The organism is Lysinibacillus sp. NPDC093688 (genome assembly GCF_050280145.1).
Taxonomy (GTDB): Bacteria; Bacillota; Bacilli; order Bacillales_A; family Planococcaceae; genus Lysinibacillus; species Lysinibacillus xylanilyticus_B.
This window is the reverse complement of the sequence record NZ_JBNNUX010000012.1, coordinates 66,501-79,560: the sequence shown is the minus strand read 5'-3', so window position 1 is coordinate 79,560 and position 13,060 is coordinate 66,501. Positions and strand designations below refer to the sequence as shown.

General features: G+C 35.4%; 11 protein-coding genes and 2 pseudogenes. 8 read left to right on the top strand and 5 right to left on the bottom strand.

Annotated features, from left to right (window positions below; translation table 11 throughout):
* Positions 1 to 133: 133 nt before the first annotated feature.
* Together ACQKN2_RS11750 and ACQKN2_RS11745 are read right to left on the bottom strand one after the other, a co-directional pair.
* Positions 134 to 754 (bottom strand): hypothetical protein, encoded by a 621-nt coding sequence (locus tag ACQKN2_RS11750; protein ID WP_427415137.1) that lies wholly within the window; start codon positions 752 to 754, stop codon positions 134 to 136.
* Positions 751 to 2,385, bottom strand: a complete 1,635-nt coding sequence (locus tag ACQKN2_RS11745; protein WP_427415136.1) for an ABC transporter substrate-binding protein — start codon at positions 2,383 to 2,385, stop codon at positions 751 to 753. Before ACQKN2_RS11745 ends, ACQKN2_RS11750 begins: the two co-directional genes overlap by 4 nt.
* A 76-nt stretch (positions 2,386 to 2,461) precedes the next feature.
* Here ACQKN2_RS11745 and ACQKN2_RS11740 point away from each other — a divergent pair, with 76 nt between their 5' ends.
* Positions 2,462 to 3,430 carry a quinone oxidoreductase family protein gene (locus ACQKN2_RS11740; RefSeq protein WP_427415135.1) on the top strand — a complete coding sequence of 323 codons (969 nt, stop codon included), beginning with the start codon at positions 2,462 to 2,464 and terminating at the stop codon, positions 3,428 to 3,430.
* A gap of 222 nt (positions 3,431 to 3,652) precedes the next feature.
* On the opposite strand, the gene ACQKN2_RS11735 is transcribed toward ACQKN2_RS11740, so the two are convergent.
* Positions 3,653 to 4,462 (bottom strand): EcsC family protein, encoded by an 810-nt coding sequence (locus ACQKN2_RS11735; protein WP_427415134.1) that lies wholly within the window; start codon positions 4,460 to 4,462, stop codon positions 3,653 to 3,655.
* 86 nt (positions 4,463 to 4,548) lie between these two features.
* Positions 4,549 to 5,925 (bottom strand): PLP-dependent aminotransferase family protein, encoded by a 1,377-nt coding sequence (locus tag ACQKN2_RS11730; RefSeq protein ID WP_427415133.1) that lies wholly within the window; start codon positions 5,923 to 5,925, stop codon positions 4,549 to 4,551.
* Positions 5,926 to 6,019: 94 nt separating this feature from the next.
* Here ACQKN2_RS11730 and ACQKN2_RS11725 point away from each other — a divergent pair, with 94 nt between their 5' ends.
* The 7 genes and pseudogenes from ACQKN2_RS11725 to ACQKN2_RS11695 all read left to right on the top strand — a co-directional run.
* Entirely contained in the window at positions 6,020 to 6,616 is a 597-nt protein-coding gene (locus ACQKN2_RS11725) for a GNAT family N-acetyltransferase (protein ID WP_427415132.1), read from the top strand.
* A gap of 238 nt (positions 6,617 to 6,854) precedes the next feature.
* A complete protein-coding gene (locus ACQKN2_RS11720; RefSeq protein ID WP_427415131.1) occupies positions 6,855 to 7,160 on the top strand; it encodes a hypothetical protein in 306 nt (101 codons plus the stop codon).
* A 106-nt stretch (positions 7,161 to 7,266) separates the two neighbouring features.
* On the top strand, positions 7,267 to 7,761 hold the full coding sequence (locus ACQKN2_RS11715) for a transposase (protein ID WP_427415130.1): 495 nt from the start codon (positions 7,267 to 7,269) through the stop codon (positions 7,759 to 7,761).
* A gap of 286 nt (positions 7,762 to 8,047) precedes the next feature.
* Positions 8,048 to 8,186, top strand: a pseudogene (locus ACQKN2_RS11710) (serine protease); the annotation flags it as partial.
* A 119-nt stretch (positions 8,187 to 8,305) separates the two neighbouring features.
* On the top strand, positions 8,306 to 9,751 hold the full coding sequence (locus tag ACQKN2_RS11705) for an ABC transporter permease (RefSeq protein ID WP_427415129.1): 1,446 nt from the start codon (positions 8,306 to 8,308) through the stop codon (positions 9,749 to 9,751).
* A gap of 11 nt (positions 9,752 to 9,762) precedes the next feature.
* A complete protein-coding gene (locus tag ACQKN2_RS11700; RefSeq protein WP_427415128.1) occupies positions 9,763 to 10,449 on the top strand; it encodes an ABC transporter ATP-binding protein in 687 nt (228 codons plus the stop codon).
* A 676-nt stretch (positions 10,450 to 11,125) separates the two neighbouring features.
* Positions 11,126 to 11,377 (top strand): annotated as a pseudogene (locus ACQKN2_RS11695) (IS110 family transposase); the annotation flags it as partial.
* Positions 11,378 to 11,831: 454 nt separating this feature from the next.
* On the opposite strand, the gene ACQKN2_RS11690 reads toward ACQKN2_RS11695, so the two are convergent.
* Positions 11,832 to 12,710, bottom strand: coding sequence for a CPBP family intramembrane glutamic endopeptidase (locus ACQKN2_RS11690; RefSeq protein WP_427415127.1), 879 nt, complete (start codon positions 12,708 to 12,710; stop codon positions 11,832 to 11,834).
* Positions 12,711 to 13,060 lie beyond the last annotated feature (350 nt).

Sequence of the window (13,060 nt, the reverse complement as noted above, 5' to 3'; positions counted from 1 at the left end):
TTTTCAATTTTGGTAAGATGTTGAATAAAGAATTAAAAACATTCCGATAAATCTTAGGATTGTTCCGATAAACTTCTAAAATGTTCCGATAAATTCAGAAAAGATTCCGATATTTCACGAAAATGTTCCGACATTATTGAAGATAAGCTTTAAGCTCCGTTAAAAGTGATTGGCAAAGAATCACTGACGCTACTGTATGATTTTTTATTTCAAGAGAATGGTCAGCGTTTTCTACAATAGTAAGCTCGAATGAAGAAAGTAGTCCTAATCTTTCTTTAGAATAATGAGGATCAGCAGTACCGATTGCTAGAAATGCCTGCTTTCCAAGCAAATTTTTCATTACATGATCAAGTGACAGTAGGGGTGTCAAAAGCACATAACGAGAAGGAACAGATGACACTCGCTGCATATAAAAATCGGTGATCGGTAATGTTCCGAGTGATTTTCCTATGTATACAGCTTCGGTATAAGATTTGGTACTTAAAATATATTCCACAATAGGGTTTGCGGCATTATAAACCATTGCTGAAATAGCTTCTGGCTCCTGTTCAAATTGTTGCGAATCAAACGTATAGCATACTTGTACTACATCATAGCCAAGTTCTAGCATCAGCTCAGTTGAATAATAAAGAAGTGGTTTTTCATACGAATAGCCAGTGCCAAAGAACATAAAGCATACCCTGTCACTTTCGTTATCAAAGTAATTGTATGGTACATCGTTGTATTGTTCTTTTCTCGGTTTAATTTTCATCATAATTCCTCCTTGTCATACCAAATTGTTGAAAGGTTGATATGCCCTAAGTGGTTGAAGTCCAATTCTAAAATATCGTTGGCAAACGGAATATCATCGAGATGTGTAAATAATGGTATCAAAATAGCTTCTTCAATTAAATAGTGGTTTAAAGAATCGAACAGTGACGGCCATTCTGCCAACGTGGTTAATTTAAATTTTTCGAAGATATTTATAAAATAAGCATCTTCTTTGCACACTTTGTAAATTGGAGAAACAGGGCTGAACAAGTCATGCAATTTGTGAAAAGCGCTTTTTACAGTTGTGACATTTGTATAAACAAATGCATCGTACTTAAGGGGTTGAAGACTATCTTTAATATATTGAGATAGTGTTAATGTTTCTATTTGTGGGTGATAACCATATTTCGTTAAAGATGAAAATAAGTGTTGGCTTAGATTGATTTTCTCTTTAGGTACACCGATTTTTAAAATCTCATTTTTACATAGAGTCGAGATAGTTTTATTAAAACTGCTTAAATGATTTTGTAATGCAGAATCCTTTTCAATAGCTTTATATAAATGTTTGTGTATGATGTTTTTAATATGTTGCCTTTGCGCTTTAGTAGAACAAGCTTCTTCATTTTTATTTAAAATGACTGCACAAATCCCGTTTTGGATATTAATTTTTTTATGATTCGTGTCATTTGAGAAATTAGTTTGATAAAACGAATTAGATCCTTTTGGAAGTATGTTTAATTCTACCGTATGCAATAATGCTCGCATGCCAAAATAATTGTCATATGCTTCTAAAACAATTTGATGGGGTGTATGTTTTGATACTGCAAATGAACCTGTTCCGAAAACTACATTATCTACAATTTTATAGATACTTGCTTGTATATCTGTTAGTAAGTGTAGTGCATATGTGCAAGACTCCGAAAAAATAAAATCAATTGTCCACATATCAACAATGATAATTTCTCGAATAGGCTGCCATAAAGGTAGATGTTGTAATTGGTGTAAACACCAAGCTACATCTTGTGCTGTTAGTAAATCGCCATTCTGGAATGCAACATTTTTTCGTAAATAAAGACGCAATGTTTCTCCGTTAATTTTCCAGTGGTGCGCAAGAGAAGGGAGGATATTACCATTTGCATCTGCTTCAACTAAACGATTTGTTAAATTGGATATGAGTGCGGCACTATAAACATCGTTTACTTGATTCGGTTGTAAAGTGTGAATAGGATGGTAGATTGGTACAATCAAATGCTCATTATATAGGATATTGTTTTTTAAATTTTGTTGATATAGATGCTTAAATTTCACGGCTAAAGAATCTGTTAAATTAGGAAATGCAAATAATTCCCCCCAATCCATCATAGTCATTGTTGAGAGATGAGGTTTAAGCTTATCTACAATAACTTGTTCAATTTCTCCTTGCCATTGAATTTTGGATAAGTGTCCACGTCCATTCCCGGCATTATAAATAAGCCAATTGTGTTGCTGAAACAATTTAAGATAACGATTCAGTTGTTTAGGACTTATCTTTAATAAAGTTGCTAATTGCTGGTGATGAAAATCGTTGCCTTTCTGTTGACAATAGAGTGAAAGTAAATAAAGTAGTGTTTTATTTTTTGATAGAAAGGTGGACATTTAATATCTCCTTTTGTCTCTTTTTGTGAAATTTGTTCTATTTTATAATCTAACTATAACAAGGGGGGAGAAATTTATGAAGACTGTGATCATCAATGAGTTTGGTACTTCTGATGTTTTAAAGTACGTAGAATGTCCAAAGCCCACTATTTTAGCAGGGGAAGTGTTAATACGTACGACATATACGAGTGTGAATTTTGCTGATATTAAAAATAGAACAGGTAATAAAGCAAAAGCAAATTTTCCAATGATACTCGGTTTAGATGTAGCTGGTGTAGTTGAAGAGGTTTTTGATGAAAAAAGTGCATTTAAAGCTGGAGATGTTGTTATTGCATTCCCGAAAGATGGAGCCTATGCAGAATATGTGGTGGCGAAAGAGCAGCTTGTTTTCAAAGTTCCAAATGATGTCCCTTTGGAAAAGGCAGCCGCTGTGCCAACGGTTTTGTTTTTATCCTATCTTTTAACACATCAAATCGCTCCAATTCGAACAAATGATAGCGTATTAATTCATGCAGCATCTGGTGGGGTAGGGACAATGCTTATTCAAATGGCGAAAAAGCTAGGTGCTAAAAATATTATTGGCACAGTTAGTGATATGAAAAAAGCGACAATTGCCTATGAACTAGGTGCCCACCATGTACTGACATACGATAATTTTAGTGCGCAAGTCAATGAATTTACGGATGGTCAAGGTGTAAACATTATTTTTGACTCCATCGCTGGAAATATTACGGAAGAGAGCTTTAACTGTTTAGCTCTGTATGGGACGCTAGTGCAATTTGGAAATAGTGGTGGTAAAGCAGGTAATATAAAAACATCTGATTTACATATTAGCTGCCGCAATGTAAAAGGTTTTAGCCTAGGAACAACTCGAGCTTCCAAGCCGGAAATGCTCCAACAAGTTACCCAGGAGATGTTTGCATTGCTGAAGGATGAGAGCTTCCAAGTACCTATTGCGAATATCTTTAAATTAGAGGATATGCAGAAAGCCCATGATTTGATGGAAAGTCGCCAGCATCAAGGGAAAATATTAATTAAAATATAAAATAATCAAACCCTGGTGTGAATGAAATAACGGAGATGAGGACAACTTTTTCGATTGGTCGCATTACAATCCAAACGTTGGGGATTCTTTAATTATGCAATCTGTAAAAAAAGGAATCTTAAGTGCCTTAAAAATGTATTGGTAGATATAAATATTGAATAAACAATGAAAAGATGACTCGGATATGTCAGAGTCATCTTTTTTATACCGGCATAGTTAGTGTTATTGCTTGTCTAGTTCATTGATTTTCTCATATATACGTCGTTTACGATAGAGCATAATTCCTGCTTCAGCAACATCCTGAATCATTCCTTTATTTGCATAGGCACCGAAAATCATCCCAGCTACCGGAATCATTTGAAACAGCTTTTTCCAGCCGAATTGATCGCGATACGTAAAAAATACTTCCTGCCAGCCTTGCAGTTGTGAAATCATATCCTCCGCTGCACGATTCGTAGTATGCATAGAAGAAAGCTCCTTCAATATAGCTTCTTTGCCGACAATATCAGCAGAGGAGAATTGGAGACATTTAACGATGAAAATTCGTTCCATTTTATCGTTTGGATTATAGCCGTGAATGATCGCAATCTCTTGCAATGTTTTTAAAGCCATTCCTAAAATAAAAGGAATATCAATAGCCAGTGTAAAGATACCACCAAAGCCGGTAGAAGCGCCTTGTACTGTTGCTAATTTTACGCGTTCATTTTGGAGTTTGTCACTAAGAGCAATCATATCCTCCAAAGGGATTTGTCCAATATCGGATATAGCAAAAATAGTATGAAACGAAGAATTGTTACGGATTTTCTGCAACATAGCCTGTTCACTAATTAAGTATTGCCCACCTGATTGAATATAGCTCCCTAATTCATCAACTAGTAATGCTATCTTATTTTGAAGAAAGGCGGGTGTCATCTTATCTAAGATTTTAAACGGAATGCGACCTAATTTTTCCAAAAACCACAAATCTTTTTGATCTTTCTCCCACGCTTGAACTTCTTGCAAATACTTTTCTAATTGCTCGAGATTCTCCATTTTGTCTATTCCCCTTATATGTGCATTTATTTTAAATACGAGAAGAGTTTTAAAAAGGTTTCGATAGTTTTTATAAATTTTTGAAATTATGCTGGAATGGATGATTGCCAAACTGTTGCAAGTAACGCGATACCTTCATTGATTTGCTCAAGGGTAAGCCCACCATAGCCTATAATGACCATAGCATGTTCAGAGTCGTGCTGATAGGAGGTTGAACATGGGTAGACTTTGATTCCTACCTCCTGTGCAAGCTTAATTGCCTCCTGTTCAGAAAGCCATTTTGGTAACTTCATAACGATGTGTAGTCCAGATTTTTCACCAATTACTTCGAATTCATTCGGAAAATGGGTGTTAATAGCTACTAGTAATGTCTGTTGCTTTTTGCGATAAATAGTGCGCATTTTGGATAAATGCTTATCAAATAAACCTTGAGCAATAAAATCGGCTAACACAAGCTGGTCTATTTTAGAGACAACAGATTTTTGTTCTTGATTAAAAAGAATAAAATCTTCAACTAACGATTTAGGCAAAATCATGTAACTTATGCGCAGCGATGGGATAAGTGTTTTGGAAAAGGTTCCGAAATAAATAACGCGTTGAAGCTGATCCATTTTTGCTAACGAGGGGATAGGGAGCCCCTTATAACGAAATTCTGAATCATAGTCATCTTCAATAATATATGCCTTCTCAGCAGTAGCCCATTGCAGAAGTGCTGCACGCCGTTCAACAGGCATAACCATGCCTAGCGGAAACTGGTGTGCGGGTGTTGTGTATAACATGTGGATTGATTTTTTCGGTATAGTAACCCCAGAGTTATCAACAGGAATAGCCTGAGTTGTTAATCCACATTGTTGCAATGTTGCACGTACTCTTTTAAAGCCAGGCTCCTCTAAACCGACATGTGCTTTTGGACCAAAAAAGTGACATAGAGCTTGAAGCTGAGTTTGTGTACCACTATACACAAACACCTGTGATGCCTCACAAGTAACGCCTCTGGATCGTTCAACATAACGAGCGATTTCCGTCCGTAATATAGCTTCTCCTGGCCAAGGACTTGTCGTTAAATTATCCACATTGAAGTGCTTTTTCAACAGCTTATGCCAGCTGGTGAATGGAAAAGCCTCCTTATCCACATGTCCGTTATTGAAATCAAATTTTATAGTATATGTAGTTGATAGTTTAGCTGTGGATATGTGATGTTTTTGCTGCTGCCCCCATTCAAATTCAAAGGGCGCTATAAAATAGCCAGAGCGTTCCTTACTATAGATGTAGCCTTCAGCAAGTAATTGCTCATAAGCTTCTTTAATTGTATGGACACTAACGTCAAGCGTTTTCGCAAGTGTCCGTTTAGAAGGCAATTGCTCATCGGCCATTAGTTTCTTACTTAAAATGGCCTGCTTTATTTCTTCGTAAATTTGCACGTACTTAGATGAATCTTCCGTAAATGAGATCGATAATTCCAAAACGGTGCACCTCCTGGTACGGTATATTTTTTGAAAATTGGTTCTATCTATCATATCAGAATTATCGTTAACTATTAAAAAGGAGTGAAGCGAAATGGAATTCTTAGCGTTAGAAAATGAGGTCGTATTACTTAAGCCATTAGCACAAGAGGATAGGCAAGGAATATTAGAAGCTGGTAGTTATCCAGAGATTTGGTCATACATGTCCACAGCAATAGAGAAGATGGACGATGTGAATAAATTTGTGGATAAGGCATTACTAACAAAACGAGAAAAAACTGAGTTCCCATTCGTAATTGTGGATAAAAAATCTGGACAAATCATCGGCTCGACTCGATTTATGGATATTGATGACACGCATAAACGGCTTGAAATAGGTACTACATGGATTACACCTGCTTTTTGGCGTACGGCTATTAATACGAATTGCAAATATTTATTATTACAATATTGCTTTGAGATATTAAATCTACAGCGTGTTCAAATTAAAACAGATCATGAAAATGTGCGTTCACAAAGGGCAATTGAGCGTCTAGGAGCAACAAAGGAGGGAGTCTTACGTAATCATATGGTGCGTAAGGATGGTACAACTCGTCATACTGTGATGTACAGCATTACTCTACAGGAGTGGCTACAAGTGAAAAAACATTTGCAGAGGTTGCTAATGGATGCTACTGAAAAATTAGGGTGAAGAAATTATTATACTAAAAAAAGAATGGTCTAATCTGTATTATTAAAGACAAGTAATGGTACAAGAAGTTGAAATTCACACCTACTTGTTTAATATGTTGCACATATTATAAAATGTACATTACTAAAATGAACTTTTAGTGGTGTACATTTTTTATTTCCGTTGGTCAAAATAGAGGGATAGTATGTAACATTGTCTACAAGCAAGAACGAGTCTTAATATATAGGGGGCATCTATTTTGTATTGGTATGACTATTGTCCAAAACATATAAAAAGCAGATATCAATTATTAGTATTTAAGGCGTATGAGCCATTCTTACCGTTAACAGATTATTACCATGATTGTTTAGGGCGAGTTAGTAAAAGTTCGGCTATCTCGTATTTAAACAGCTTACTTCCCTTTTTTAAATGGTTAGAGACAGATAGTAATTTCCAAGGAGAACTGGTGCAATGGAATGATTCTGCGGAGAAAATTCGTGTAGTAGTTGAGGCGTATTTAATGCATAAACTATATTGCAAGATTCGAGATAAAGGATGTAAATGAAACAACTTAAAGAGCCTTGCTACTTATAATCTGTAGTACGGCTCTTACCTTTTTAACTAAAATTATATAACTTTATCAATTCAAATCAAGAATTAGGAATTGATTTTTGCCACTTTCGACGTACAGCCGATTTTTCAGCTATTTTCAAAAAACGTTACGCGGTGCTCCATGTGAATTAATTTACGATGCTATGATACAGTCACTCATTGTTCGCATTGTCGAACGTATTCCAACAATCAAGGATTTAAACAAACGTTTGGTCAATGATCCTTTATTCCGCTTGGATTGTGGATTTCTTGTTTCTGATGCTGTGCCTTCTGAAGCATCTTATTCTCGAATGATTGATGTCATTAGTCAATCCGATGTACTTGATGTGATGCAAGATACATTGATACAAATAGCAATGGCAGAAGGCTTTCTAAACGATGAACATCTCGCTATAGATGCCACACATTTCGAATCATGCGATGCAGCGAAACCTTCGGTGAAAAAAGAGACGGCACCACCAAAAAAACGTGGACTAAAATTAAAAGAAGAACGAGATGCTTGGCTGAAGAAACTGGGGAAGAGAAGGCGAAAATGCAAAAAGAGCGTTGATTAAAAAGGATTCAAGTAACCAGGCTGTATAGTAAAAGAAGCAAAAGTGAATGGCTATATTAGCATTTAAATACATTATCGCTGTGGTAAGTCCTTCATACAAGAAAATAGAGAAGTGGGGAACACTCTTTTATCCCCAGTTCAAATACTTGCTATTATTTGCTTTCGGTACGTTTTAACCGGCTGAAAGAGGATGGCTGAAAGTAATGAAAACTATAGAACTATGTGTAGAAGAAACAGAAGTAACCGGTGATTACGGATTAGCATTACAAGCCTTTATAATAAACCCATTAATAGGGAATATCTCCAATCAATCACCAACAGAAAAAGTGGATTACAACAATATGATGTTATGATTGCACATTGAATGAACAAAAAATAGAAAATATCATCCAATTCCGAAAATATTTATTTAAGAAGAAAAAATAATTGGGTAATAAAATTGACTCCATACAATCTACTGAAAAACTCCATACGAACTCCTGAATAACTTCATACAAACTCCAGATAGCATATTTAGAATAATAACTATCAAGGAGGTTAGGAAAATGAATTTTATAAAACGCGCAATTCTTAGTATGAAAAAAAGAATAGGAACATCATTAATTTTGATGGCGGTCTTCCTGATTGTAACAAATTTGGTGCTAGGAGGATTCGCAATCCAAAATGCATCACAAAAAGCTGCTGATTCAGCAAGAAAAAAACTGGGCGCAGATGTTACTTTAGGTCTTGATTTTGATAAATTAGGAAAACAAGCAAGGGAAACTGGTGAAATGCCTATTGTGCCAGATCTCAACATAAAAGAAGCAGAGCAGTTAGCGAAGTCCCAGTATGTAAAAGACTATAATTATCTAACCGGTACTATGGGAACTTCGGAGGGGCTTAAATTAGTAGGAGCTCCAGAAGAAGGAGAAGACGACGCAGGAGCAGGCAAAGCGGGAATGGCGGGTGTAGCAAGAGGATCAGCAGGTTCAGCTATAGAAATAGATATGAATTCCTCTTTTCTGATAGAAGGAGTTCGGAAGACTTTATTACAAGAAAGTTTTAAAAATGGAAAAAGTAAAATCATTGATGGAAAACCAATTACAGAAAAGATGGAAGATCAGAATGTAGCTTTAATGGAAAAAAGATTAGCGGAACAAAACAAATTAAAAGTAGGAGATAAGGTTAAAATTCAATCAGGGGATAAGAAGAAAACTCTTGAAGTTGAAATTATTGGTATTTATGAAACGGATGAGCAAGGAATGGGTCAAAATCCCCCACCATTTATTGATCCAGCTAATAAGCTATATATGCCTTACTCTACTCTAAAAAAATTAGAAGCAGATGAAGGTAATATGAGTAGCATTCAAGTTGTGTACTTCTTGAACGATCCACTAGACATTGATGCATTTAAAAAAGAAGCAAAACAATCTGATATTGATTTTAAGTATTTTAAGTTAGATGCACATGATTCATTGTACAAACAAATGATTGGTCCTATCGAAAATATCTCGTCTACTTCTCAAATGATAATCTATATTGTATCTATTGCAGGTGCTATTATCTTAGGATTAATCATTATGTTATCGATTAAATCACGTCGTAAGGAAATGGGAATTCTATTGTCCATTGGAGAGAAAAAATGGAAATTGATGGCACAGTTCATGGTGGAAGTAGTATGTATTGCTATTTTAGCATTTTCATTATCTCTAGCAACAGGAGCTAAAGTTTCTCAATTTATAGGGGATAGCTTACTTTCGAGCGAAATTGCTACAGCAAGCGAAGAAGAAGAAAATCCGCAAAATAGTGGTGCAGTTGTGGTATCTGGACCTGGTGGTACGCTACAAAATGAAACAGAAGATCCAATTGATGAAATTGATGTAAGTATAACAGGAGAGGATTTAGGGAAAATGGGGGGAATTGGACTAGCTATTGCTCTATTAGCCACTCTTCTTCCAGCATTATCTATTCTGCGCTTAAATCCAAAACAAATCCTTTTAAAAGATGAATAAGGAGGCTCGATATGGAGACGATTTTACAATTTAAAAACTTAGATTATTATTATGAAAGTAACGGAAAAAAAGTAACGATACTAGAGAATGTTAATTTTTCTTTTCAAAAAGGGCTTTTCTATACGATTTTAGGGCCATCTGGATCTGGTAAAACTACAACTCTTAGCTTAGGTTGTGGGCTGGATATACCTAAGAATGGTTATGTACTATATAATGGCAAGGATATTCGAAAAATTGGTTTGGATCGATACCGTAATCAAAATGTATCCGTAATTTTCCAATCCTATAATTTGATTACCTATATGACTGCTCTTCAGAATGTACTAACGGCAATGGAAATTACAAGTGTGAAGGTACAAAATAAAAAAGCAAGAGCATTAGAATTACTAGAGAAGGTAGGACTCACAGAAGTAGAAGCGAAACGCAACATCTTGCAGCTAAGTGGTGGACAACAACAACGTGTAGCAATTGCTCGAGCATTATCTTGCAATGTGGATTTACTTATTGCTGATGAACCAACAGGAAACCTTGATGAAGAAACAGCAAAAGAGATTATTGAGTTGTTTCAGGAGCTCGCCCATCAAGAGAATAAATGCGTAATTGTTGTTACGCATTCACAAGAAGTTGCAAAAAAATCGGATCGAGCAGTTTATTTAAGCAAAAAGAAGTTAGTAGTAAACGAAATTAATAATACCTAATTCACAAGAGGCTAGGACAAAAGTATTTTAGCTAAAGTAAAACCCGAACAAATTTGCAAGACACTCATACGGTGTTTTGCCATTGTTCGGGTTTTCTAAATACAGTGCTTGATTTGTTTGAATGTAATTGGGTTTTCACAAAAAGCTAATTAGTTATGTTCCAGCCTCTTCTTACGATTAGTCAACCTTATTTAAAGAATGATTTATATTTTTATGAGTGTGAAGTGGTGAGGGATATCCCTCACCACTTCACACTCATTTTTAGATACACCAAAAAGACCTGACGATTTTTATTTTTTTCGAAAGGTCATTATGATTTAGTTCTATGTAGGTGATTACGATTTCTGAGCTGGTAGTGCGGACTCATAATCGTAACGTCAGTAACTGAGAGGTCACTTTCAGAAACTTATTGATGCAGGCGATGATCGCAACTTTATGAGGCTTCCTCTGAGGTTGCTTTTTTTATTTGTTAGTAATTAGTCCACACCCCATGCCCATCAATTTAAGGATGCATGCCATAGATTATAATCATAGGAAACACCCATAATATCAAAGACAGTCTTCTTCTCATATCTGTGAGATTTCCGTCCATTTTCCTGCAGTAGGGTAAACAGGCGGATTAGAATCTTTGTTATTGCTTGGGTGTTTTGCTGTATCGCTTAATATAAAAAATCACATTACTAAACGTGGCTCCACTAGGCTTCGTCACATGCTTTATACAGCTGTTCGTTGTTCCATTCGAGATAGTCGGAAAAAGAAAACAACACCTGAAAATATAGCACGAAATAAGCGATTAAGAGCCTTCTACGATTTAAAACGTGAGGAATGAAAGCCATATAAAGTAGCCACTATTGCTTGTGCAAATAAGTTTTTACATTGGATTTATGCTATTTTAAAAACGAAAACACCATTTCAAGAAACTATTTAGTGACAGTATTTTCAAATACAACAATAACCTTCCAAATTGAATTCGGATGGTTATTTGGGTTGCGCTTTTTAGTATAGCATGAAGTGTTTTTTAATTTAAAAGATTTTTATTGACAATCTATTAGCTGGTTTAATTGAAGAAGAAACGTGAAGCTTATTAAAAAACTTGCTAAACACTAACGGGTTCTGTTTTGAAGTACAAAAAGCAAAATCGCAGGTTAAAAAAACAATTAATTAGCATATTAAAAGGTACTGCGATTGCAGTACCTTTTTTGTACAACTTGGTTTGATATTTCGTGAATCAAAATTTAACTAAAGCACCCCGTTAGCCATCCATGTAGCGCAAAATCAACACTACACCACAGAAAATGAAAGATTTTTACGTTCTTTCATGGGAGTTTAAGAAGAAAAGCGACGCTTATTAAACAATCGCGCTCGATAATTGAATCCGTATGCTATTTAGTTAAATTTACCATTCGAGACGTAATTATTGCAGTAATTAAGATAATAATAGCGGTTATCAAACCAGATTCTCCAATCCAAATCTCAGTTTGATATCCTGTACTTGCACGTGCGAAAGGTCCTTGAATAATGGCATTCCAAGTAGTATGGATGATAACCGAAGGCCAAATGCTACCTGTGATAAGTCGTAAATAGGCTGTAATATAACTGAATGGCACAATACAAAAATAGATGCCAAGTACTGAAAGAAGGACAGATGGTCCCTCTACATATAGACCAGCAATAACTATTGGAACATGCCACGTTGCCCAAATCAATCCACTAATAAGGATGGGCCGTGAAAACTCTGCATCGACTAGCCTTGTGAGCATATAACCTCGCCAACCCATTTCTTCTCCCAAAACTGGGATTAAGCTAAGCAAACTTCCGAAAATGCCGCTCAATACTACTAGATAAATGAAACTGAATGGGGCCGTTAGATACTGAAGCCCAAGTATATTGTAGATTGGTTCTAACATACCACCTTCGGGATTCTGAAACCCCGCAATTCCGCTCAACCAGGCGATAGAATAAGTAATTCCACAAATAATCATAGGGATTAGCAGAGCAAAACCAATCCCCTTCCATATCTTTAAGTTACCGAGACTAAAAGATACATCTTTAAACCCTTCTTTCAGTATTATGCGAGTCAAAACAGAAGAAAATGCTGGGGTAAACATATATACCACAATAAGCGGCATACTTTTCGTAATTATTACTACTACATTTAGGATGATAGAAGTAATGATTAAAATACTCAGAAAGAGTTGAAGTCCTATTTTAGCACGTTGGATTTTATCTTTATTGTGGAACGATTTTGCGTGTAATATCATTGTAATCCGCCCTTCCTCTTTAATTCATTTGTTTATCGAATTTACTTCCTGTCATTTCCACAGACACAACTTAGAATAAAAATATTTTGGCATACAGATTAATTCATCTTTAAAATCCCTCCCAAATTTATAATCTAGTCTTACTTGCGACTCATCAATGTAATTATTATTTATAAGTTGTCATAGCCGATAGTACAAAAGTGTAATGATTAGCCTATGACCTGTGTCAATTAACCTTATGACAATATGTAACTAGAAAATATGATATGGGATAGATAACAATTGAATTAAGGCAATTGATTCGTGCAAGTACATGAATCAATCTTGCTTTTACAAATAATTCAATTGAG